The following is a 21,494-nucleotide window of genomic DNA, read 5'->3' as shown; positions in this document are numbered from 1 at the left end:
GCTTCACTCCGAAATTGCCGGCAAGGACGCCGGAAGCAACGGCAGCTGAAGGGTCGCACAGGTTCCTCTACCCGGCCGGGAACGCAACTCAAGCGCACCTGAGTGAGCCCGCGCCACCGATTTGACCACCGCCACACCCAGCCCGGTTCCAGTCGCTCGGGTGGTAAAAAAGGGTTCCCCGAGTCGGGACAGGGTTGCCGCATCCATTCCTGCACCATTGTCGCTGATGCTGATACGCAGCACTGCGTCACGCGCATAGAGATGCACTTTCAGTCTTGGCTGCTTGCCACAAGCCTGCAGCGCGTTCTCCATCAAGTTGAGCAGCGCACCGACCAGCGTGTCGCGATTACACAGAAGCGCGCCGCTCGAGACATCGCATTGCCAGCGAACAGCAACACCCTCCACTTTCGCTGCGGCCGCTGCACGCAGCGCAGCCAGCAGTTCGGTCGGAGCCAGCCGATCCTCCAGAGGCAGGTCGCCGCGAGCAAACACCAGCATGTCGCGGACCTGATGCTCCAGTTCGTTCAGGCGGTCTTTCAGGCGGCCGGCGAAGCGCTGTTGCTGCTCGATGGACAAGCCGCCCTGCTCCAGGTGGCTGGCATAAAGCAACGCGGTGGAAAGCGGCGTGCGGATCTGGTGAGCCAACGATGCCACCATCCGCCCCAGCGCCGACAAACGTTCGTGACGCGCCAGCTGTTCCTGCAATCGTCGCGTCTCGGTCAGGTCGGTCAGCAACACCAACTGTCCAGGCTCGCCATTCAACGAACGCGTAGAGATGGACACGCGACGTCCATCCTTCAGCGAGATTTCATGGCCGTCGTCCTTACGCGGAGCGAAGCTGCGGGTGATCACCTCGCGCCAGAGCGCCCCTTCGAGCGGCCCGCCTAGCAGCTCCAGCGCTACCGGATTGGCTTCGCGGACCACGCCCTGGCCGTCAATGACGATGACGCCGCCAGGCAATAGGTCCAGCAGACTCTGCAGACGATTGGCCAGGCGTTCTTTCTCTTCGAACTCGCGCCGGCGCTGCGCACTGGTTTCAGCCAGTTGGTCTTTCAATTCGGCCACACGCGTCTGCAGGAATTGCTGGGACGCGCCCAACCGACCTGACATGCGGGTAAACAGCTCAAGCGATTGCTCGAGCTCACCGCTTGCCGAGGTCTCGCTCGGGCACTGGTTTAACGCTGATGAGGAGAACGCTGAAGGCACTGGCACTCGTATCCGTCAAAAGATGGTCGGTGAAGTGACGACAGCAAGGATCATGCCCAGGGCCTGTTGCTGCCACGTCGTGCGCAGCAGAACGGAAACAAACTCTAGCGGTATTGAAGAAGGATCGGCGGGAATATCACGCCGCCGCGGTTAGCGGCGTGGGGGAAACGTTATTCGTCCGTGTCGTCTTCGCGGCGATTCATGCCGTACTTGCGCATTTTTTCGACGAGGGTCGTCCGCCGAATACGCAGGCGCTCGGCAGCGCGTGCAACCACTCCACCCGCATCCTCGAGCGCTTGCTGGATGAGCCCCTGCTCCAGATTACCCAGATAATCCTTTAGGTCGAGGCCTTCCACCGGGAGCATGGCGTGGGCGTCGGCGGCGACAATGGGCGCATTGATTGCAGCACGCTCCTCCATTTCGTCATGAACGCTGATGGCGTACTGCTCGTCATCGTCATCGACATGGCGAAACTTCTTCGGCAACTCCATCACGCCGATCACGCCATAGGGATGCATGATTGCCATGCGCTCGACGAGGTTGGCGAGCTCGCGCACGTTGCCCGGCCAATCGTGACGACAGAGCGACATGATCGCAGCCGAGTTGAAGCGAATGGAACCACGCTTTTCATGTTCCATGCGTGAGATCAGCTCGTTCATCAGCAGCGGGATGTCCTCGATGCGCTCGCGCAGCGGGGCCATTTCGATGGGGAAAACGTTAAGGCGATAATAGAGATCCTCGCGGAAGCTACCGTCCACAATCATCTTTTCCAGATCCTTGTGGGTCGCCGCGATTATCCGGACATCGGCATTCTGCGTACGATTGCTGCCCACACGTTCGAAGGTGCGCTCCTGCAGAACCCGTAGCAGCTTGACCTGCATAGGCAGCGGCATGTCACCAATTTCGTCGAGGAACAGCGTTCCGCCTTCTGCCAGTTCGAAACGACCGGCACGGGACGTGATCGCCCCGGTAAATGCGCCCTTCTCATGGCCGAACAGTTCGCTTTCCAGCAACTCGGCCGGAATCGCCCCGCAGTTGACGGGAACGAAAGGTCCACCACGGCGTTTGGAATGGTAATGAAGGTTACGCGCAACCACTTCTTTACCGGTTCCCGACTCGCCGAGGATCAATACGCTCGCTTCGGTATCGGCGACCTGTTGCATCATTTGGCGGACGTGCTGGACCGCGCGGCTCGTGCCCACCAGGCTGCGGAACAGGTTGGGCTCGCGTTGCCGTCCTCGCGCCTTCGCCTGGTCATACATTTCTCGATAGACCTGGGCCCGATGAAGCGAATCGAGCAGCTTGTTATAGCTCGGCGGCATCTCGAGGCTGGTCAACACGCGCCGACGAATCTCGTCCGGCCAGTCCGTCGGTACGGGCTCACCAATCAACATTAGCGGCAGATTTTCGTCCCACTTGCTGAGCTGCTTGAGCAACTCTACCGCGCCGCCCCTGGCCGAAACGTCACCGAGCATCACGCCGAGAATGCTGCGGCTCGACTCCAATGCCTCGACCGTACCCTGCCACTCGTTGCTGGCGCAGGCCAGATGGTCCTCGCTCAGAAAATTAAGAATGACCGCCAAATCGCGGCGACGATCCCGGTCGTCATCTATCAACAAAATTTTGGTTTCACGCCACATCTTGTTTATAGCTCTAGAGGCTGAAAGGGGGCCGCGCTCGTCTTTGTTAAAAACGGTTACGCCATCGGCAGATAGCCAGTAGTTAATTAAAAAAAACCCGCCGAGTCAAATTTATGACGTGATTCAACGACAAAAGATCAAAAATCGACTGATTGTAGGCAAGGCAGAGGGGAGCGAAGTGCAGCGATCAGCGGAGCGGTCGTTCGCCTAGTCCACGGACACGTTTCGAATGCCGTGGCCACCAAGACGAGTTGCCGGATTAAAGTTGCCGGACGTATGCGGCCACGCTGATGTTCCCCACCGACTTCTGTTCTGATGAGCAGAAGTCATCCTGATCTCAACCAAACAGCTTATATACGTTGGCGTTGCGTTGAGATTGATTGAGCTGTAGCAGTTCGTCCGCGACGCGCCGCTGCTCGGTCTGGCAGGTGACGACCAGCTCCTGGTAGAGATTTACCAGCTCTTGCAGCCGCTGCCGAAGTGCCGGCTCGTCCTCACGAGGCTCAACCATCGCTGCCTCAACGACCTGCCGGCACTGCAGATCCAGGACGCTGATCGCCGTCCAGTCCTGCTGTGCCATCGCATCGCGTAACGCGCTGCGGGTTTCTTCAAGACGTTTGACTGCTGCACTCATGAATCCGCTCCGGATGAACTGGTTACAAGGCCGAACCTACACGGCCACACGGCACTGCTGGCGGTGTCTGAACCTTTATCGGCAACCTGCGAAACGTCTTTAACGTTCTCATTGGAAATCGAGGCTGCGGCGCATCAGTGCAAGCCACGCAGCCCCGTAGGAACGCTTGGAGGCGCGACCGGCTCCCAAGGCCCATCGGGCCGGCCAGCACAATACCAGTCGCCGTCCCAGCGGTAGTAGAGCCGCTCACGGTAGAACATGTCCCGCCCTTCCACGACATAGACCCCTAGGCGATTGTCCCAATGCGCAGCGGCATGTGGCGGCGGCGCATAACGTGGATGGCTTTTTTGCGTAGCGGGCGGGCGCGGGGCCGGAGGCGTACGCACCGGCGGTGGACTCGTGACCGGTTCGCGAGGCTCCGACACCGGCGGGGTCGGTCGGCGTGCCGGCTCAGATGTTTGATAGGGATTACCCGCGCAGGCTCCCAACAGCAATGCCAGCATCACTACGCCGCCAGCCCTGGGCAAGCGATATACCGCTGTCGAAACCAAATCCGTCATTGTCACTGGCCTCCTGAACCCTGGCGATCAGGGCGTTTCAGGTTGATCGATGGTCAGCTTGACCGAGCCGCCGGTGCTCGGTGCCAGCGGTTCGCTGCTGCCCTGCCATTCGCCCTGTGTGGCGTTTCCATTTCTGGAAATACGGGCAAACAGTTTGACCTGTTCGAAGTTGGACAAGCGAAGTTGCGGAGTCATTGCATCGGCATCGCTCAAACTGACCGTAGCGGGCAGATCGGCCACGGTCAGGCGCTTCACAGCCAATGGCATTGGCGGGCCGGACAGTGCGCGAGCAAAAACGAACACGGTGTCAGTGGGCCGCACCTTATCACTCAACGCGGCGCCCAGCTGCACATCGACTGTCAGTTCGGGACCGACAGCGGCAGTGGTTTCGCTTGCCGGTTTCTTCGCGCTTGGCGAAGCCGGTTCGCCGAGCTGTTCTCGGGCTCGGGCAATGCCACTCTGAATAGCTTCACGCGAGGGGTCCTCGGCGGGCAGCGTTGCGACCAGGCGCTCCCAGAACCCTATCGCCTCATCGAAACGCTGCTCTTCGTAGGCTGCAATGCCCAGCAACCCGAGGCTGGTGACTTCGTGAGGATCGCCCTTGAGCGCTTCGTCAGTCAGCTGCTGCATCTGCGTCGACCATTGGCGGTCTTCGGCAAAATAGAGCGCCTGCGCCCATTGGCCCAAAAGCTCCGGCTGGCGACCCGCGCGCTTGATGAGCTGCTCATAGGCTGCGGCCGCATCGGCGGGACGATCCTGGCGCATATAAGTTCTAGCCAGGAAATACCAGGCCTCGGTGGACTCGGGCTGTGCCTTCACTGCGCGCTCCAGCCTCGTCGTCATTTCTTCCATGGTTCTAGGTTGCTCGGCGAATTCGCGCGCCAGCTCCAGCTTGTCGCTCGCCCCCCAATGCAAGTACAGGCCGTACCCCAGCAACGGCATGAGAATCGCCGCAATCAGCGGCACCGCTCGGCCCAGGTTGCTGCGCCGAGAAGTATCGTCACCCTCGGTGTCGTCTAGCAGCTCACGCGCCGCATCGGCTCGTCCCACCTCGAACTGCTCCGGGGTGAGCGTCCCTGCCGACTGCTGTGCGGCCAGCTCAGCGAGCCGCTCTTCGTAGAGCGCGACATTCAGGGCCGTCCGGTCCTCTTCCGCCTGTATCCGACGCCCCCGCATCAGGGGAAGCAACAGGAACGCCAGGGCGGCCAACAACAGCAGGCCTGCACCTATCCAGAAATCGATCATGGTTCTTTTTTATCCAACAACATGGCGAGACGCGCACGCTCGGCCTCGGAAAGAGTGTTCGACACCGAGCCGGCAGAGTTTCGACGGCGGCGGATCAAGATGAACGCCAGCACGCCGAAACCGAGTACCAGCAAAGCAATAGGGCCATACCAGAGCAAGAGCGTCTTGGCATTGACGGGCGGCTTGTAGCGGACGAAATCGCCGTAACGGGCGACGAGGTAATCCACTATCTGCTCGTTGCTCTGCCCCTCCTCCACCATGCGGTAGATTTCGCGACGCAGGTCCATAGCGATCGGCGCGTTGGAGTCGGCAATGTTCTGGTTCTGGCACTTGGGGCAACGCAGCTCCTCGACCAACGTGCGGTAACGCTCCCGCTCAGCATCGCTCTTGAATTCATAGGAGTCGATTGCCGCCTGCACGCCGCCAACCAGACACAGCGCCAGCACAATCCCCTGGATCAGCTGCTTCATTCGTCCACCAGTTCTTGATACAGCGCGGCGAGTTGCTCGCGCCAGACGCGCTCATCGATGACGCCGACGTATTTGTGGCGAATGATTCCCTGCTTGTCGACGATGAAGGTCTCGGGGGCGCCATACACGCCCAAGTCCAAGCCCAGACTGCCCTGCTCGTCACTGATGTTCAGCTGGTAGGGGTCGTGAAAGTCCTTAAGCCATTTCTGCGCCGCGGCATTGTCGTCCTTGTAGTTGACGCCATGAATGACCACGCCCTGCTCCGCAAGCTTGTTCAGTACCGGATGTTCGACCTTGCAGGCGACGCACCAGGTCGCCCAGACATTGACCAGTGCTGGCTTGCCCTTGATATCCGCGGCGCTGATCAGCCGCTGTGGATCCTCGACCGAAGGCAGCGTGAACGACGGTATCGGTTTACCAATCAACGCCGACGGCAGCTCGGTCGGATCGAGGAACAGCCCACGATATAGAAACACGGCGACCAGCAGGAAGATCGCCAACGGCAGCAACATCAATACTCGTTTCATTAATTAGGCTCCTTGCCGGGCCAAGCCGAGCGCGTCGCGGACGCGGGTCCTGACCTTCACCCGGTAGCGCTTGTCGCTGACCGACAGCACGCCCCCCAGCGACATCAGCAATGCGCCCATCCAGATCCAGCGAACGAACGGCTTGATATGCACCCTCACCGCCCAGGCGCCGTTATCCAGGGGCTCGCCGAGAGCCACATAGAGATCGCGAGTGAAGCCTGCATCGATGCCCGCCTCGGTCATCGGCATCTGCTGCACGGTGTAGAGACGTTTCTCCGGATGCAGCGTCGCCACCTGCTTGTCGCCCTCGAAGACGCGAATGGTGCCCTTATCGGAGGTGAAGTTGGGACCTTCGAAATGTTCGGCACCATCGAAAACGAAGCTGTAACCACCCAACTGCAGCGACTCTCCGGGAGCCAGACGCAAATCTCGCTCGTCGCTCTGCTGGCTCGTCAGCACCACTCCCAGCGCACAGACCACCAGACCGAAATGCGCCAACTGCATACCCCAGTAGCTCGGCGCCAGGCTTCTGATCCCCTTCAACAGGCCTTTATGACGGGTCTTGTCGAGTATGTCGCGCACCCCGGCGGCTACCACCCAGGCAGCCAGCAGACATACTGCCAGTACGGCCCAGTGGAAATCGCCGAATAGCATCGAGCCCAGCCCACCGAGGACGGCGCTGGTGATCAGCACCGGGATCAGCATGCCGACCAGCCATTTCACCGGCGTGTCCTTCCAACGCACCAGCACACCTACGGCGAGCGCGAGCATCAACGCGCCGATGAGCGGCAGGAACATCGCATTGAAATAAGGGGGACCGACCGAAAGCTTGGTATTCGACAGCGCATCGAGCAGCAGTGGATACAAGGTACCCAGCAAGATCATCGAGGTGGCGACGACCAGCAACAGGTTATTGACCAATAGCAGCGTTTCCCGCGACCACAGGCCGAAACCGATCTGGCTCTTTACCACCGGCGCGCGCAGGGCGAACAGCGTCAGCGAACCACCGATCACAATCAGCAGGAACGCCAGAATGAAAACACCACGCGCTGGATCGGTCGCAAACGCATGCACTGAAGTCAGCACGCCGGAGCGAACCAGGAAAGTACCCAGCAGACTGAGCGAGAAGGCTGCGATGGCCAACAGAACCGTCCAGCTCTTGAAGACACCACGCTTCTCCGTCACCGCCAGCGAATGAATCAACGCCGTGCCCACCAGCCAAGGCATGAAGGACGCATTCTCCACTGGATCCCAGAACCACCAACCGCCCCAGCCCAGTTCGTAATAGGCCCACCAGGAGCCGAGGGCGATACCGATGCCCAGGAATGCCCAGGCGATCAGCGTCCAGGGGCGCGACCAGCGTGCCCAGGCGGCATCCAGGCGACCTCCAAGCAGTGCGGCAATGGCAAACGCAAAGGCTACCGAGAAACCGACATAGCCCATGTAGAGCATCGGCGGATGAACCACCAGACCGAAATCCTGAAGCAACGGATTGAGGTCCCGTCCGTCCATCGGTGCCTGCGGTAGCAGCCGTTCGAAGGGGTTTGACGTGACAATCAGGAACAGCAGGAAGCCGATGCTGATGAGCCCCATGACGCCCAGTACCCGAGCCAGCATGTCTTCCGGCAACTGGCGCGAGAAGATCGATACCGCGAAGGTCCAGCCCGCCAGGATGAAGGCCCATAACAGCAGCGACCCCTCGTGTGCCCCCCACACCGCGCTGAATTTGTAGTACCAGGGCAAGGCGCTGTTGGAGTTCTGCGCAACATAGGCCACGGAGAAATCATCCACCATGAAAGCGTAAGTGAGGCAAGCGAAAGAGAACGCCAGGAACGAGAACTGTCCCCACGCGGCCGGTTGCGCCAGCCCCATCCATTGCTGATCACCCCGCCAGGCACCGATCAATGGAAGCGTGCCTTGTACCAAGGCCAGGCACAGCGCCAGGATCATCGCCAGATGACCGAGTTCGGGGATCATTTCGCGTACTCCTGCTCGCCACCCGCGTAAGGCTTGCTCTTGCCGCTTTTCTCAAGTGCTGCCGTGACTTCTGGCGGCATGTAATTTTCGTCATGCTTGGCCAACACCTCGTCAGCGACCAGCATGCCGTCCGCATTCATGCGCCCCAAGGCGACGATTCCTTGCCCCTCACGAAACAGGTCAGGAAGAATCCCTTGGTATTGAATGGTGACTGACTGAGCGTAGTCAGTGACACGAAAGGTCACCGTCAGCGAATCGTTGCTGCGTTGTACCGATCCCTCTTCGACCATTCCGCCCGCACGGATCCGCGTGCCTTCCGGCGCTTCGCCCGCGGCGATCTGCGTCGGCGTATAGAAGAGGTTGATGTTCTCTTGCAGAGCAGACAATGCCAGCGCCACCGCGATACCGACGCCAGCCAGAATGGCCAGTACGATGTACAGACGCTTCTTGCGCACAGGATTCACTTCATTTCCTCCCGGCGCAAACGACGCGCCTCGTCTTGCAAATAACGCCGACGCGCCATTACCGGCAACGCCACGTTGAGAATCAGGACCGCCAGGCTGATGCCATAAGAAGTCCAGACATACAGGCCATGGTTGCCCATGGCAATGAAGTCGGAAAACGAGGAAAAATTCATAAAGCTTTACCCGCCAACGCTTTCACCTCGGCTTTTACCCAGCTGCTTCGCGACTCGCGGCGCAGCACTTCCAGGCGCATGCGCATCAGTAGCACCACGGTGAAGAAGCAATAGAAGCCCAGCACCATAACCAGCAGTGGCAGCCACATCTCGGCCGGCATGGCCGGCTTCTCGGTAACGGTGAAGGTCGCCGGCTGATGGAGCGTGTTCCACCATTCCACCGAATATTTGATGATCGGAATGTTGACCACCCCGACGATGGCGAGCACCGCGCAGGCCTTGGCTGCGCTGTCACGATTGCTGATCGCCTGCCCCAGCGCAATGATGCCGAAGTACAGGAACAGAAGGATGAGCATCGAAGTAAGCCGGGCGTCCCATACCCACCAGGCGCCCCAGGTCGGCTTGCCCCACACCGCACCGGTGAGAAGCGCGATAAAGGTCATCCAGGCGCCGATCGGCGCGGCCTGCTGCAGGGCGACGTCGGCGAGTTTCATCTTCCAGACCAGGCCGACAATGCCGGCGACGGCGAGCATTACGTAGATAGATTGCGCCAGGAAAGCGGCGGGCACGTGGATATAGATGATGCGAAAGCTGTTGCCTTGTTGGTAATCCTGCGGCGCAAAGGCCAGGCCCCAGACGACACCGACACCGATCAGCAGCAACGCGGCCCAACCCAGCCAGGGCATCCAGCGGCTGCTGATCTCGTAAAACCATTTGGGTGAACCCAGTTTGTGGAACCACGTCCAGTTCATAGAACCCGCCTCACATCCACCACACAGGGCGATACTGCCTTGAAAACGGGCAGCCGCCTCTTGCCCGCGATCAGTAAACTCATCGTTATCGAAACCACTCGTCTCGCATCGGCGACTCGCGCTCCGCTATCGGATAGATCCATGGTGCAGTCCGTCATTCGCCAACGCTGATTTTCAGGCCGGCCGCTATTGCAAAGGGTGTCAGGGTAACTGCCAGAGCAGTCAGGCTGGAAAGCCATAATAGGTGTCCGAGCGCAGGTAGCCCCTGCAACGCTGCCTGCAGCGCCCCGCTGCCGAGGATCAGCACGGGGATATAGAGTGGGAGAATAAGTAGTGCCAACAGCAAGCCGCCACGCTTGAGTCCCACGGTCAACGCCGCCCCCACCGCTCCTAGCAGGCTGAGCACTGGTGTGCCCAGCAGCAACGAAATCAGCAGGACCGGCAGCGCACTGGCCGGCATTCCCAGCATGAGACCCAGTAACGGGGCGAGCAGCACCAGCGCCAGCCCGGAAAACAGCCAGTGTGCCAGCACCTTGGCGAGAACCAGAAGCGCCAACGGGTGCGGCGAAACGACCCACTGCTCGAGCGAACCATCCTCGAAATCGCTGCGAAACAGTCCGTCCAACGAGAGCAGCACCGCCAACAGCGCAGCGACCCAAATCAATCCAGGTGAAATCGTTTGCAGCAATTGCGATTCGGGGCCGACCGCCAACGGAAACAGGGCGATGACGATGGCGAAGAAAACCAGCGGGTTGGCCAGTTCCGCCGGCCGACGGAACAGCAGACGCGTTTCGCGAGCCAGCAGCAGGGTAAAAACGTTACTCATGCGGCTCGCTGCCCCAGATCTATTTCGCGGAAGCCTGCCGGCATCTCGGCGAGCGAATGATGCGTCGTCAGTACGACCATGCCGCCCTGCTCGCAGTGGGTCGCCAGATAGCGTTCGAGCTGCGCCACGCCATGCTTGTCCAGCGCTGTGAAGGGCTCATCGAGAATCCACAAGGGTGGGGGCGACAGATACAACCGAGCCAGGCCGACGCGGCGCTGCTGTCCTGCGGAAAGCGTGTGACAGGGCACATCTTCGAAACCGCGCAAGCCTACCGAATCAAGCGCTTGCCAGATCGCATCGCGCGTCGCAGGCTGATGCAATGCGCACAACCAGGAGAGATTCTCCTCGGCAGTGAGCAGCCCCTTGATACCCGCTGCATGGCCGATCCACAACAGGTTGCGGGCCAATTCATCGCGCTGGCTTTCGAGGTCTCGCCCGTTGAGCAGCACCTTGCCTGAGGTCGGCTGCATCAGACCGGAGAGCAACCGAAGCAGGCTGGTCTTGCCACTACCGTTGGGGCCGGCGATCTGCAACATTTCCCCTTTGGCGATCCGCAGGTCTAACCTCTCGAACAGAAGACGCCAGTCCCGCTCACAGGAAAGCGCTACAGCTTCTAGAAAGGGACTGGACACGCTAGGGCTACCTCAAGATGGAAGAAACCCGGCCGCTACATCGATAGCGAGCCGGGCGGCCGGAATTATACATGCCGAGCCCCTGCACCAAAGGCCACAACGGCGAAAGGTTGTAAGAGCATTTAAGTAAAAATGACCGAGATCAAGAGTACCCAGGCAATCCCCTCTTCCGGCCCGTCTCGTCCGGTAACGACTTCGGCCGAGATGGCACTGAAGCTGTTGCAGCCGATGCAGGGGTTGCTTGTCGCGGGGGAAAGTGCCGACGCCGAGGTCATCAGCATCAAGGAGGCGCTGCAAAGCTTTCAGCTGACGCTGCGACTTACACTGACCAACGGACGACAGGCGACGGTCGAAACCAGCAGTCCCAGGACCGCTGTACCCGGGACAGCCATGCTCATTACCGCCGTGTCCGACACCCGCCTGATGGCCGCGCTGCAACCCGGTAATCGCCAGCCGCAGAGCAGTATCGATCTCACTCAGCTGCCGGTAGGGAGCGTGGTGCAAGGCAAGGTGACGGCCAGCCAGCAGGCACAGCAGGACGGGAAGGCGGTATTCAAGGTCGTGATCAGCCTGCTCAACTCGCCGCTTGCCGGGCAGAAACTGAACGTCGAGTCGGCGATCCCGCTGGCGCCGGGCAATTTGGTAACGGCCCGAGTCCAGGGGGACCAGTCGCTGGCGTTCATGCCGCTGAGCGGTCGCCTCGATCAGTTGGTGCTGGGGCAGCAATTGACTGCGCAACATAGTCGTCAGGGGTCGATCGAAGGATTGCTGGGCGCACTGGGATCCGGCAGTGGACTGCCCGAACGGTTGCGCGGTGCGGCCGAACGTCTGCTCGGCCTGGTCCCAGACATGCAACAGCTCGGTGACGCCAAAACCGTTGCCCAGGCGCTGGCGCGCAGCGGTGTCTTTCTCGAAGGAAGCCTGTTGAGCAGCCACGAGAGCAGCCTGCCGACGGACATGAAGGCGGCCCTGCTGCGCCTGATCGCCCAGCTGCCCGGACTACCCGGCGGCGGACCTGTGACGGCGGCACAGGCCGGTGCCGCATTCGGACAGGCATTACCGGCCTTCGCCCGCAATGCGTTGGGTGCCTTAGGACAACCGAACACCCGCCAGATGGCGCAGACCTTTCCGTTACCGAGCCGGTTATTACCCAACGCCGAGGACGAGCCCGACCTGGAGCTGCTGCTGAAGCTCGCCGCTGCCGCCGTGTCGCGATTGCAGACTCACCAGCTGTCCAGCCTCGCCCAGACCCAGACCAGCCCGGACGGCACGCAGGTCACGACCTGGCAGATCGAGGTGCCGATGCGCGATCAGCGCGATATCGTGCCGTTGCAGGTGAAATTCCAGCGCGAAGAAGAGCCCCAGCACAACCGCAAGGAAAAGCCGGACATCCTCTGGAAAGTCGAGCTTGCGTTCGACGTAGCGCCCTTGGGCCCGCTACAGGTTCAAGCGCAACTACTCCAGGGCAGCCTGTCTAGCCAGATATGGGCAGAACGCAGCGGTACCGCAGAACTGATCTCGGCAGAACTCGATCATTTGCGTCAGCGGCTGGTCTCGGCCGGACTGAATATCGGCGAGCTCGCCTGCAGACAGGGCACGCCGCCCCAGGGGCCTCGCACATCACTGGATCAACGCTTCGTGGACGAAACCGCATGACCGCCAACACACCGCGCCAAGCCATCGCCCTTACCTACGATGGCGCCACCACGCCAACGCTGTCCGCCAAGGGCGACGACGAGCTGGCCGAAGCGATACTGGCAATAGCACGTGAGCATGAAGTGCCGATCTACGAAAATGCAGAGCTGGTGAAACTGCTGGCGCGTCTGGAGCTGGGGGATGCCATTCCAGAAGCGCTCTATCGCACCATCGCCGAAATCATCGCATTTGCCTGGTACCTGAAAGGCAAATGCCCACCAGGATTTACCGAGCGACAGGACTCTTCATCCACCCTGCGCCTCAATGGGCCTGAGCGTTAAGGGTCCTGGCATCGTCGAACCGACCCTTTTCCTGGGGGAAATCTGCCAAGGTCCAGGCGAAGTAACCCTGACGGAAATAAAACACCTGCTGGTAGCCCCACGCCACGGCCAGCCGTGCCGCCTCGGCGCTGGCTGGACAGACTTCACTGTCGCAATAGACCACCAGCGGCACGCTTCTTGGCCACTGGTTCTGCGACAACCCGAAGAATTCTCGCGCGAGCTCCATATGCACTGCGCCCTCGATATGCCCCCACTCCCATTCACGGCTCGGACGCACATCGACGAATACCGCCCCAAGCGCATGGAGCTGCCTGGCCTGGTAGACATTGACGGTCATTGCACCTTCGACTTCGATCGGTGCTTCCCCCGCGTAAAGCCAGGTAGGACTCACCAGCAGACACAGCATTAGAATGCGCAGCATCACATCCTCCTCGCCCGCCGTCGGGCACGGGCCCGCACCAGACACGGCGAAGCCTTGTCCAAATTGGAGGAAGCAATGGTCATATCGTTCACTGCCACGGCCTGACGGCCGGACAGAGGTCACGAAACCGCGAACAGACGAACGCTAGCCCGGATTGCGGCGCGACTCATGCAGCTTGCGCATCAGTTCGGCTTCGGACTGAGAAAGGCCACAGGATTGCGTCAGATCGTCGATGCTGGCCCCCATACCGACCAGCTTGGCGGCCTGGGAGAAGGTGAAATTATTCAGATCGCGTTGTTCGAGTTGGCTGAGCTTTTCCGGCAGTGGCGTAACGATCCGAGACAACTCCTGCAGGTCGTTGCCCATGCGTACGCTGCTTTCCAGATAGTTTTCCAGACGAGCCCCGAGCGCTTTGATGCGTTTGTCCCGGGCAGCATCCTCCCGCGCTTGCAGCTCGGCCTGCTGTCGCTGGCGACGGAACAGCCAGATGCAGCAGCCCAGCAGTGCCAGGCAACACAGCGCAAGCGCGACGACCGCCGCGACCAGCGACGCGATCATGTGTCAGATGCTCTCAAGTTCCGCCCATTCTTCTTCGCTCATCATCTTGTCCAACTCGACCAGAATCAGCAGCTCGTTGTTCTTGTTGCACACGCCCTGGATGAATTTCGCAGACTCATCGTTACCGACGTTGGGGGCGGTTTCGATCTCCGACTGCCGCAGGTAAACCACCTCGGCCACGCTATCGACCAGAATGCCGACCACCTGGCGATCCGCCTCGATGATGACGATGCGCGTGTTGTCGGAAACGGGCGCGGTGTCCAGGCCGAAGCGCTGACGCGTATCGATCACGGTGACCACGTTGCCACGCAGGTTGATGATGCCAAGCACGTAGCTTGGAGCGCCCGGCACCGGCGCAATTTCGGTATAGCGCAACACTTCCTGAACCTGCATCACGTTGATGCCATAGGTTTCGTTATCCAGACGGAAGGTTACCCACTGCAGGACCGGATCATCGGAACCCTGTGCGGAAGTCATCTTCATAGCCCCACCTCTTCATATACCGCTGTGGCGGTCGATTCTATCGGTTACTGGGGCGCTTGCGCGCACCCTCGGTTGTTCAATTACGACGGGACGCCCTTGAGCTGACGAGTCGCGCCGCTGGCGATCAGCTCCGCAAGTGCGGCCACGTCTACCAGCGCGCACATATGATCGATCACCGTCCCGGCCAGCCATGGCCGCTGGGTACGCTGCGAACGCCATTTGACTTCTTTCGGGTCGAGGCGGATCGAACGACTGACTTGATGCACCGCCAGTCCCCACTCATACCCTTGTACCGAAATCACGTACTGAAGGCCCTCGCGGAAATCATCGCGATAGCGCTCCGCCATGACCCAACGCGCGGTATCCAGCACTTTCAGATTGCCAGCCTGGCACGGCAATATGCCGAGAAACCAGGAGGGCTGACCGAACAGCGGGGTCAGATCGTGCCCGTCGAGCGGATAGATCGAACCGAGACTGACCAGCGGCACCGCCAGCGTCAGACCGGCCACATCGAACAATAGGCACTCGAACGGCTCCTCTCCCCATTCCGGCTGGCTGTTCCGGGCCGCCGGCGGGCCGCCTGGCGCCTGCCCCTGCAATCTGAAATTGGCAATCGGCTCGACCGGTGCCGACGATGGCTGCGCTGGTGCTTCGGGCGGTAACTCAAGCAACGCTTCCGGCTCGACTATTACCGGCACAGGAGTCACCGCCACAGGAGCCGGCGCTGGCTCAAATGCTGGTTCAGGCATCGCAACGTGCCGCAGCGGAACCACCCGCTGAATGTCGCGCTGCTGCTCTTCGAGCACTGCGGCCTGAAACTCGTCGAGGCTGACCGAATCGGCCAATTCCATGACGGCATCCTGCAAGAGCGCGTCGAGATAAGACTGCAGCGTCTGTTGCGAACGGCTTTCTGTAAGAACGGTACGGCTCATGAAACCAACTCGTGCAAACCCACTGGATAGGCTATCGGCCGCCGCCACGGCGAACTTGAACCACAATCTGATCCGTACGTCGCCATCAGGCCACCTGCGGCGAAGCTTGTGCCGCCAATAACGTCTTGAGTAGCGCCCGATAGGCGAGCACCGCGCGACTGTTGGGGTCATATTGCGAAGGTGTGACGCCTGCGCGACTGGCATCGCGCAAGCGCGTGTCGATCGGGATGAAGGCTTGCCACAGATTGGCCTGGTAGCCGTTACGCAGCACTTTCAGGGTGTTCATCGAAGCCTGGGTACGCCGGTCGAACATGGTCGGCACGATGGTGTAGGGCAATGCCTGCTTGCGCGATCGATTTATCATGCTCAACGTGCTGACCATCCGCTCCAGGCCCTTCATCGCCAAAAACTCCGTCTGCACAGGGATGATCAGTTGCTGGCTGGCCGCCAATGCATTGACCATCAATACTCCGAGCAGCGGCGGGCTATCGATGATGGCGTAATCGAAATCCTGCCAGAGCTGCGAAAGACTCTTGGCAACGACCAGGCCGAGGCCGTTCTGCCCAGGCGACTGGCGTTCCAGGGTCGCCAGCACCGTGCTCGACGGCAACAGTGACACCCGCTCATGGCTCGTCGGGAGCAGCAATTGCCACGGCAGCCCTTCGGGCACGACGCCGTGATGCTGAAACAGATCGAACACGCTGCGATCAAGATTATCCGGATCGTGACCGAAATAACTGGTCATCGAGCCATGCGGGTCGAGATCCAGCGCCACGACCCGTTTGCCTGAATCGGCCAGCAATCCGGCAAGTGCGATTGAGGTGGTGGTCTTACCCACTCCGCCTTTTTGATTGGCTACAGCCCAGACTCTCATAACTCTCTTTCCATCCGGATCGAACCAGACCGGGAACGGCCGTGTCGGCTTGGCCGACGACGGAGAATTGACGACACCGCGAGCGGCACCTAATGACCAGGAGCGGTTGCAGATTGTGTGCCAGAGTGCAAAGCCGCGCCGACTGCCTGGGCGTTGCCACTGCCGACACCACTTACGCTGCGGCGTACATCAAGGTTACGCGAGATAACCAGAATCACTCGACGATTGCGCGCCCTGCCCTCTGCGGTCGAGTTGTCCGCGATAGGTTGGAACTCACCATAGCCCACCGCCGCCAGGCGTGACGCATCGACGCCATCGGCGGCCAGCATTCGCACCACACTACCGGCGCGCGCAGCAGAAAGCTCCCAGTTGGTGGGAAACTTGTCCGTATTGATCGGCAGGTTATCGGTGAAACCTTCGACGTGGATCGGGTTATCGAAGGGCGCCAGAATCCCGGCGACTCGCTCCAGCAGGGCGAATGCATGGTCGTTGGGCAACGCATCGCCGCTGGGGAACAACAGGCTGGAATTCAGCTCAATTTCGACCCAAAGCTCATTGCCCCGAATGGTGAGCTGATTCGAGTCGATCAGATCGGCAAAAGCGGTCTGCATACTCTGCATGATGCTTTGCAGCGGATCGATCGGCTCTTGCGACGCTTGCGGGTCGTCGACTTCGGATACGTTCGGCTGGGTGGTACGAGGCCGCTCTTCGCCGACCGGAATCGGCTTGACGGCGCGGTCGGCCTGATTGAACACGCCTACCAGCGAATCGGACAGGATTTTGTACTTGCCCTCGTTAAGCGATGAGATCGAATACATCACCACGAAGAAAGCGAACAGCAAAGTGATGAAATCCGCGTAGGAAACCAGCCAGCGCTCGTAATTCTCCGGTTCCTCGTGAATTCTGCGTCTAGCCATGATCAGACGATTCCCGACAAGGACAGACACGCTGCCACGACGACCCGTGCGCTCGGCGCGCCAGCGCAGTGACGGATTGTGATGGTGACCTGAGCATTTGCCATGTTCGTTCTCGTATCCACAGCGGCGAACGTGCGCGCTGTCGGCTTGCGTCACTCAGTCTACGAAGCCCTGCAACTTCATTTCGATCGAGCGAGGATTCTCCCCTTCGGCGATCGACAGGACGCCTTCGAGCAGCATTTCACGGTAGACGGTCTGCTTCTGCACCACGCTTTTCAGCTTGTTGCCGATCGGCAGAACCAGCAGGTTCGCAAAAGCAACGCCGTAAATGGTGGCAACGAATGCAACGGCAATGCCACTGCCCAACTGACTGGGATCGGCGAGGTTGCCCATCACGTGTATCAGCCCCATCACGGCACCGATAATGCCCACCGTCGGTGAATAACCGCCCATGCTCTCGAACACCTTCGCGGCGCGCAGATCGCGGGCTTCCTGGGTATACAGATCGACCTCGAGGATGCTGCGGATCACTTCCGGCTCAGCACCATCGACCAGCAGCTGCAAGCCTTTGCGCGCGTAGGGATCAGGTTCGGTTTCTGCGATCGGCTCGAGCCCCAGCAGTCCCTCTTTGCGCGCCGTGGCACTCCAACCGGTAACCAGGCTGATGCCGTGAGCCATATCGACCCGCGGCGGGAAAAGGATCCAGCCGACCACCGACATAGCGCGCATGAACACCGCCATCGGCGTCTGCAGCAGCACGGCGCCCAGCGTCCCGCCCAGCACAATCAAGGCGGCTGGTCCATTGAGCAAGGCCGAGACATGACCGCCCTCGAGGAAGTTGCCCCCGACGATGGCGACGAACGCAAGAACCAGCCCGATTAGGCTGAGCACATCCATCAGAGGCACGCCTCACTCAGGTGGCGGCCGATCTCATCGAGGTCATAGACGGCGTCGCTGAGGTTGGCTTTCACTACCGCCATCGGCATCCCGTAGATGACACAACTGGCCTCATCCTGGGTCCAAACCTGGCTGCCGCTCTGCTTGAGCATCCGCGCGCCTTCGCGGCCATCAGCGCCCATACCGGTGAGCACCACCGCCAGCACCTTGTCGCTAAACGCCTTGGCCGCAGAGCCGAAGGTCACGTCCACGCATGGCCGATAATGCAATCGCTCGTCGCCAGGCAGGATGCGCACCGCGCCACGCCCGTCGACCATCATCTGTTTTCCACCGGGCGCCAACAGCGCAAGGCCTGGGCGCAACAGATCCCCATCCTCGGCTTCCTTGACGCGAATCTTGCAGAGTTTGTCCAATCGTTCGGCGAATGCCTTGGTGAAAGCTGCGGGCATGTGCTGAATCAATACGATGGGAGCCGGAAAATTGGCGGGAAGCTGGGTAAGCACGCGCTGGAGCGCGACCGGCCCCCCCGTCGAAGTGCCAATCGCGACCAGCCGATACGATTTGCGGCGGGGTGCCGGTGCCGCTGGCGCGGGTGCCGCCGCACGCGGCGTAGCCGTTGTCAGCCCCGCCGGAGCGGAGACGCTACGAGTCGGTGCCGCAGAAGATGTAACGCTGGGCGTACTGCCGTAGCGGCGGTTGCTGCGCGAGATCGTATTGATCTTCTCGCAGAGCAGTTGCTTGACCTTGGCTGGATTGCGGGAAATGTCCTCAAAATTCTTCGGCAAAAAGTCCACAGCCCCGGCATCCAGCGCATCGAGCGTCACTCGGGCGCCTTCGTGGGTAAGCGATGAGAACATCAGCACGGGCGTTGGACAACGCTGCATGATCTGCCGCACGGCGGTGATGCCGTCCATCATCGGCATCTCGTAATCCATGGTGATGACATCGGGCTTCAATGCCAATGCCTGATCGATTGCCTCACGCCCGTTGGTAGCGGTTCCAATCACCTGGATATTGGGGTCTGACGAAAGAATCTCCGATACACGGCGGCGGAAGAAGCCGGAATCGTCCACCACCAGGACCTTGACTGCCATAAAACACTCCTAGCGACAGCGGTCCGTATAAAACCGCTTGCTACTGATCAGATCCGGCGCGCGTAGCGCTTGAGCATGCTCGGAACATCCAGGATCAAGGCGATACGCCCGTCCCCGGTAATGGTTGCGCCGGACATGCCGGGCGTGCCCTGCAGCATCTTGCCCAATGGTTTGATCACCACCTCCTCCTGCCCCACCAGTTGATCGACGACGAAGCCGATGCTCTGGTTGCCGACGTTCAGGATCACCACATGACCCTCGCGCTGCTCCTCATGCTCGGCACCACATACCAGCCAGCGCTTGAGATAGAACAGTGGCAGCGCCTTGTCGCGCACGATGACCACTTCCTGACCGTCCACCACGTTGGTGCGGGAAAGATCGAGGTGGAATATCTCGTTGACGCTGACCAGCGGGAAGGCGAAGGCCTGGTTGCCCAGCATCACCATCAGCGTGGGCATGATCGCCAGCGTCAGCGGCACCTTGATGACCACCCGGGAGCCCTGGCCCTTGCTGGAAAAGACGTTGACCGTGCCGTTGAGTTGCGAAATCTTAGTCTTGACCACATCCATGCCGACACCGCGGCCGGACACATCGGAGATCTCCGATTTGGTGGAGAAGCCTGGTGCAAAGATCAGGTTGTAGCACTCCAGATCGCTGAGGCGATCGGCGGCATCCTTCTCCAAGAGACCCTTTTCGACCGCCTTGGCGCGTAGGATGTCGGCGTCCATTCCCTTGCCGTCATCGGTGATCAGCAGCAGGATGTGATCGCCTTCCTGTTCGGCCGAAAGCACCACCTTGCCGGTGCGCGGCTTGCCAGCGGCTTCGCGCTCCTCCGGCGTCTCGATACCGTGATCGACCGCGTTGCGCACCAAATGCACCAGCGGGTCGGCCAAGGCCTCGACGAGGTTCTTGTCCAGATCGGTCTCTTCGCCGACCAGCTCCAGGTTGATCTCTTTCTTGAGACTGCGCGCCAGATCGCGAACCAGACGCGGGAAACGACCGAACACCTTCTTGATTGGCTGCATGCGCGTTTTCATCACCGCGCTCTGCAGGTCGGCCGTCACCACATCCAGGTTGGACACGGCCTTGGACATGGCCTCGTCGCCGCTGTTGGAGCCAAGGCGGACCAGGCGGTTTCGCACCAGTACCAGCTCGCCGACCATGTTCATGATCTCGTCGAGCCGCGCCGTATCGACCCGTACGGTGGTCTCGGCTTCGCTCGCGGGTTTCTCGGGCCCCGTGGCGGCCTTGGACGCCGCTTCCGCTTTTGCCGGTGCCGCTGGCTTGCTGGGTGTCGGTGCAGCTGCAGGCTTGGCAGGTGCGCTTTTGTTCGCTGCGGGTGCGACCGCCGGCGCGGGCTTTGCTGCGGGAGTCGGCGCCGCCGCTACAGGTGCGGCCGTTTCCGGCTCGAACTTTCCTTTGCCGTGGAGTTGGTCCAACAGCGCTTCGAATTCGTCGTCGGTAATTTCATCGCCACCCGGCGCGGCAGGTTTGACCTCAGCCTCAACCTTGGCGGCGGAAGCAGCAGTCGGTTCGGCGAACTGACCTTTGCCGTGCAGCTGATCAAGCAATGCTTCGAACTCGTCGTCGGTGATCTCGTCACTGACAGGCGTTTCGGCAGCTGGCTGGGCAGGTGCCGGCTCAGCAGCAAACTGCCCTTTGCCGTGGAGTTGATCGAGCAGCGACTCGAATTCTTCGTCGGTAATCTCGTCAGAAGCCCCGACAGGCGGCGTTTCGGCGGACTGATCCAGCGCGCCGAGAAACTCCTCGAATTCATTGTCCGCCGTCACGACTTCGGGCTCGGGCTCGGCTGGCGCTTCGGCCACCGGATCTTGTGCGTCAGCCGGCTCGGCCAAACGCGCCAGTGCCGCCAGCAGCTCGGGGGTCGCAGGGGTAACAGTGGTGCGTTCGCGCACCTGGGCGAACATTTCGTTGACGGAGTCCAGTGCTTGCAGCACGACATCCATCAACTCCGAGTCGACGCGACGCTCACCCTTGCGCAGGATGTCGAAGACGTTCTCCGCGATGTGGCAGCACTCGACCAGCTCATGCAGCTGGAGAAAACCGGCACCGCCTTTTACCGTATGGAAACCGCGAAAAATCGCATTGAGCAAGGCTGTGTCATCGGGGCTGCTTTCCAGCTCCACCAGTTGCTCTGACAATAGTTCGAGAATCTCGCCGGCCTCTACCAGGAAGTCCTGGAGGATTTCTTCATCGGCGTCGAAGCTCATATTCA

24 protein-coding genes are annotated in these 21,494 nt (G+C 60.6%); 2 read left to right on the top strand and 22 right to left on the bottom strand.

Annotated elements, in window-relative coordinates:
- Positions 1–3: 3 nt before the first annotated feature.
- The 13 genes from MCB86_RS19350 to ccmA form a co-directional block, all read right to left on the bottom strand.
- Positions 4–1,110, bottom strand: a complete 1,107-nt coding sequence (locus MCB86_RS19350) for an ATP-binding protein (RefSeq protein WP_239611935.1) — start codon at positions 1,108–1,110, stop codon at positions 4–6.
- A 266-nt stretch (positions 1,111–1,376) separates the two neighbouring features.
- Positions 1,377–2,846 (bottom strand): sigma-54 dependent transcriptional regulator, encoded by a 1,470-nt coding sequence (locus MCB86_RS19345; protein WP_239611896.1) that lies wholly within the window; start codon positions 2,844–2,846, stop codon positions 1,377–1,379.
- Between the two features lie 337 nt (positions 2,847–3,183).
- Positions 3,184–3,480, bottom strand: a complete 297-nt coding sequence (locus tag MCB86_RS19340; protein WP_045162703.1) for a hypothetical protein — start codon at positions 3,478–3,480, stop codon at positions 3,184–3,186.
- Between the two features lie 134 nt (positions 3,481–3,614).
- Positions 3,615–4,040 carry a hypothetical protein gene (locus MCB86_RS19335; RefSeq protein ID WP_155397646.1) on the bottom strand — a complete coding sequence of 142 codons (426 nt, stop codon included), beginning with the start codon at positions 4,038–4,040 and terminating at the stop codon, positions 3,615–3,617.
- A 27-nt stretch (positions 4,041–4,067) separates the two neighbouring features.
- Positions 4,068–5,285 (bottom strand): c-type cytochrome biogenesis protein CcmI, encoded by a 1,218-nt coding sequence (gene ccmI, locus MCB86_RS19330; protein ID WP_239611895.1) that lies wholly within the window; start codon positions 5,283–5,285, stop codon positions 4,068–4,070.
- Complete coding sequence (locus MCB86_RS19325; protein ID WP_045162705.1) at positions 5,282–5,755, bottom strand: cytochrome c-type biogenesis protein; 474 nt, start codon at positions 5,753–5,755, stop codon at positions 5,282–5,284. Before MCB86_RS19325 ends, ccmI begins: the two co-directional genes overlap by 4 nt.
- Positions 5,752–6,282: a DsbE family thiol:disulfide interchange protein gene (locus tag MCB86_RS19320; RefSeq protein WP_045162706.1), complete on the bottom strand. Its 531-nt coding sequence runs from the start codon at positions 6,280–6,282 to the stop codon at positions 5,752–5,754. The genes MCB86_RS19325 and MCB86_RS19320 overlap by 4 nt, the downstream gene beginning before the upstream one ends.
- A gap of 3 nt (positions 6,283–6,285) precedes the next feature.
- The gene (locus tag MCB86_RS19315) at positions 6,286–8,259 is read right to left on the bottom strand and encodes a heme lyase CcmF/NrfE family subunit (protein ID WP_239611894.1); all 1,974 of its coding nucleotides are present in this window, start codon (positions 8,257–8,259) and stop codon (positions 6,286–6,288) included.
- Positions 8,256–8,723, bottom strand: a complete 468-nt coding sequence (gene ccmE, locus MCB86_RS19310; protein WP_045162708.1) for a cytochrome c maturation protein CcmE — start codon at positions 8,721–8,723, stop codon at positions 8,256–8,258. The genes MCB86_RS19315 and ccmE overlap by 4 nt, the downstream gene beginning before the upstream one ends.
- On the bottom strand, positions 8,720–8,896 hold the full coding sequence (gene ccmD, locus MCB86_RS19305; RefSeq protein WP_045162709.1) for a heme exporter protein CcmD: 177 nt from the start codon (positions 8,894–8,896) through the stop codon (positions 8,720–8,722). Before ccmD ends, ccmE begins: the two co-directional genes overlap by 4 nt.
- Positions 8,893–9,648, bottom strand: coding sequence for a heme ABC transporter permease (locus tag MCB86_RS19300; protein WP_239611893.1), 756 nt, complete (start codon positions 9,646–9,648; stop codon positions 8,893–8,895). The genes ccmD and MCB86_RS19300 overlap by 4 nt, the downstream gene beginning before the upstream one ends.
- Positions 9,649–9,802: 154 nt before the next feature.
- On the bottom strand, positions 9,803–10,474 hold the full coding sequence (ccmB, locus tag MCB86_RS19295; protein WP_045162711.1) for a heme exporter protein CcmB: 672 nt from the start codon (positions 10,472–10,474) through the stop codon (positions 9,803–9,805).
- On the bottom strand, positions 10,471–11,106 hold the full coding sequence (gene ccmA, locus MCB86_RS19290) for a cytochrome c biogenesis heme-transporting ATPase CcmA (RefSeq protein ID WP_045162712.1): 636 nt from the start codon (positions 11,104–11,106) through the stop codon (positions 10,471–10,473). Before ccmA ends, ccmB begins: the two co-directional genes overlap by 4 nt.
- 132 nt (positions 11,107–11,238) lie before the next feature.
- Here ccmA and MCB86_RS19285 point away from each other — a divergent pair, with 132 nt between their 5' ends.
- Together MCB86_RS19285 and MCB86_RS19280 are read left to right on the top strand one after the other, a co-directional pair.
- A complete protein-coding gene (locus tag MCB86_RS19285) occupies positions 11,239–12,762 on the top strand; it encodes a flagellar hook-length control protein FliK (protein ID WP_239611892.1) in 1,524 nt (507 codons plus the stop codon).
- Positions 12,759–13,082, top strand: coding sequence for an EscU/YscU/HrcU family type III secretion system export apparatus switch protein (locus MCB86_RS19280; RefSeq protein ID WP_239611891.1), 324 nt, complete (start codon positions 12,759–12,761; stop codon positions 13,080–13,082). The genes MCB86_RS19285 and MCB86_RS19280 overlap by 4 nt, the downstream gene beginning before the upstream one ends.
- Here MCB86_RS19280 and MCB86_RS19275 read toward each other — a convergent pair.
- The 9 genes from MCB86_RS19275 to MCB86_RS19235 form a co-directional block, all read right to left on the bottom strand.
- Complete coding sequence (locus MCB86_RS19275; protein ID WP_045162715.1) at positions 13,063–13,503, bottom strand: rhodanese-like domain-containing protein; 441 nt, start codon at positions 13,501–13,503, stop codon at positions 13,063–13,065. The two genes, MCB86_RS19280 and MCB86_RS19275, sit on opposite strands and share 20 nt — an antisense overlap.
- Before the next feature lie 144 nt (positions 13,504–13,647).
- Positions 13,648–14,061 carry a DUF2802 domain-containing protein gene (locus MCB86_RS19270; RefSeq protein ID WP_239611890.1) on the bottom strand — a complete coding sequence of 138 codons (414 nt, stop codon included), beginning with the start codon at positions 14,059–14,061 and terminating at the stop codon, positions 13,648–13,650.
- A 3-nt stretch (positions 14,062–14,064) separates the two neighbouring features.
- Positions 14,065–14,544 carry a chemotaxis protein CheW gene (locus MCB86_RS19265; RefSeq protein ID WP_019340623.1) on the bottom strand — a complete coding sequence of 160 codons (480 nt, stop codon included), beginning with the start codon at positions 14,542–14,544 and terminating at the stop codon, positions 14,065–14,067.
- Positions 14,545–14,624: 80 nt separating this feature from the next.
- The gene (locus MCB86_RS19260; RefSeq protein WP_045162717.1) at positions 14,625–15,476 is read right to left on the bottom strand and encodes a chemotaxis protein CheW; all 852 of its coding nucleotides are present in this window, start codon (positions 15,474–15,476) and stop codon (positions 14,625–14,627) included.
- Between the two features lie 85 nt (positions 15,477–15,561).
- On the bottom strand, positions 15,562–16,350 hold the full coding sequence (locus MCB86_RS19255) for a ParA family protein (protein ID WP_239611889.1): 789 nt from the start codon (positions 16,348–16,350) through the stop codon (positions 15,562–15,564).
- Between the two features lie 89 nt (positions 16,351–16,439).
- Positions 16,440–17,267 (bottom strand): flagellar motor protein MotD, encoded by an 828-nt coding sequence (gene motD / locus MCB86_RS19250; RefSeq protein WP_239611888.1) that lies wholly within the window; start codon positions 17,265–17,267, stop codon positions 16,440–16,442.
- Between the two features lie 156 nt (positions 17,268–17,423).
- Positions 17,424–18,164, bottom strand: a complete 741-nt coding sequence (locus MCB86_RS19245) for a flagellar motor protein (protein WP_045162719.1) — start codon at positions 18,162–18,164, stop codon at positions 17,424–17,426.
- Complete coding sequence (locus tag MCB86_RS19240; RefSeq protein ID WP_045162720.1) at positions 18,164–19,258, bottom strand: chemotaxis response regulator protein-glutamate methylesterase; 1,095 nt, start codon at positions 19,256–19,258, stop codon at positions 18,164–18,166. The genes MCB86_RS19245 and MCB86_RS19240 overlap by 1 nt, the downstream gene beginning before the upstream one ends.
- Before the next feature lie 47 nt (positions 19,259–19,305).
- Positions 19,306–21,489: a chemotaxis protein CheA gene (locus tag MCB86_RS19235; RefSeq protein WP_239611887.1), complete on the bottom strand. Its 2,184-nt coding sequence runs from the start codon at positions 21,487–21,489 to the stop codon at positions 19,306–19,308.
- Positions 21,490–21,494: the final 5 nt, after the last annotated feature.

The organism is Pseudomonas sp. KSR10, from assembly GCF_022355455.1.
Taxonomy (GTDB): Bacteria; Pseudomonadota; Gammaproteobacteria; order Pseudomonadales; family Pseudomonadaceae; genus Stutzerimonas; species Stutzerimonas stutzeri_E.
The sequence above is the reverse complement of the archived record's forward strand: the minus strand, read 5'-3'. Positions and strand labels throughout refer to the sequence as shown.

Excerpts from the sequence above, each read along its gene's own strand:
- MCB86_RS19350 (WP_239611935.1), bottom strand. The coding sequence starts at position 1,110 with ATGTCAGGTCGGTTGGGCGCGTCCCAGCAATTCCTGCAGACGCGTGTG.
- MCB86_RS19345 (WP_239611896.1), bottom strand. The coding sequence starts at position 2,846 with ATGTGGCGTGAAACCAAAATTTTGTTGATAGATGACGACCGGGATCGT.
- MCB86_RS19340 (WP_045162703.1), bottom strand. The coding sequence starts at position 3,480 with ATGAGTGCAGCAGTCAAACGTCTTGAAGAAACCCGCAGCGCGTTACGC.
- MCB86_RS19335 (WP_155397646.1), bottom strand. The coding sequence starts at position 4,040 with ATGACGGATTTGGTTTCGACAGCGGTATATCGCTTGCCCAGGGCTGGC.
- ccmI (WP_239611895.1), bottom strand. The coding sequence starts at position 5,285 with ATGATCGATTTCTGGATAGGTGCAGGCCTGCTGTTGTTGGCCGCCCTG.
- MCB86_RS19325 (WP_045162705.1), bottom strand. The coding sequence starts at position 5,755 with ATGAAGCAGCTGATCCAGGGGATTGTGCTGGCGCTGTGTCTGGTTGGC.
- MCB86_RS19320 (WP_045162706.1), bottom strand. The coding sequence starts at position 6,282 with ATGAAACGAGTATTGATGTTGCTGCCGTTGGCGATCTTCCTGCTGGTC.
- MCB86_RS19315 (WP_239611894.1), bottom strand. The coding sequence starts at position 8,259 with ATGATCCCCGAACTCGGTCATCTGGCGATGATCCTGGCGCTGTGCCTG.
- ccmD (WP_045162709.1), bottom strand. The coding sequence starts at position 8,896 with ATGAATTTTTCCTCGTTTTCCGACTTCATTGCCATGGGCAACCATGGC.
- MCB86_RS19300 (WP_239611893.1), bottom strand. The coding sequence starts at position 9,648 with ATGAACTGGACGTGGTTCCACAAACTGGGTTCACCCAAATGGTTTTAC.
- ccmB (WP_045162711.1), bottom strand. The coding sequence starts at position 10,474 with ATGAGTAACGTTTTTACCCTGCTGCTGGCTCGCGAAACGCGTCTGCTG.
- MCB86_RS19285 (WP_239611892.1), top strand. The coding sequence starts at position 11,239 with ATGACCGAGATCAAGAGTACCCAGGCAATCCCCTCTTCCGGCCCGTCT.
- MCB86_RS19280 (WP_239611891.1), top strand. The coding sequence starts at position 12,759 with ATGACCGCCAACACACCGCGCCAAGCCATCGCCCTTACCTACGATGGC.
- MCB86_RS19275 (WP_045162715.1), bottom strand. The coding sequence starts at position 13,503 with ATGCTGCGCATTCTAATGCTGTGTCTGCTGGTGAGTCCTACCTGGCTT.
- MCB86_RS19270 (WP_239611890.1), bottom strand. The coding sequence starts at position 14,061 with ATGATCGCGTCGCTGGTCGCGGCGGTCGTCGCGCTTGCGCTGTGTTGC.
- MCB86_RS19265 (WP_019340623.1), bottom strand. The coding sequence starts at position 14,544 with ATGAAGATGACTTCCGCACAGGGTTCCGATGATCCGGTCCTGCAGTGG.
- MCB86_RS19260 (WP_045162717.1), bottom strand. The coding sequence starts at position 15,476 with ATGAGCCGTACCGTTCTTACAGAAAGCCGTTCGCAACAGACGCTGCAG.
- MCB86_RS19255 (WP_239611889.1), bottom strand. The coding sequence starts at position 16,350 with ATGAGAGTCTGGGCTGTAGCCAATCAAAAAGGCGGAGTGGGTAAGACC.
- motD (WP_239611888.1), bottom strand. The coding sequence starts at position 17,267 with ATGGCTAGACGCAGAATTCACGAGGAACCGGAGAATTACGAGCGCTGG.
- MCB86_RS19245 (WP_045162719.1), bottom strand. The coding sequence starts at position 18,164 with ATGGATGTGCTCAGCCTAATCGGGCTGGTTCTTGCGTTCGTCGCCATC.
- MCB86_RS19240 (WP_045162720.1), bottom strand. The coding sequence starts at position 19,258 with ATGGCAGTCAAGGTCCTGGTGGTGGACGATTCCGGCTTCTTCCGCCGC.
- MCB86_RS19235 (WP_239611887.1), bottom strand. The coding sequence starts at position 21,489 with ATGAGCTTCGACGCCGATGAAGAAATCCTCCAGGACTTCCTGGTAGAG.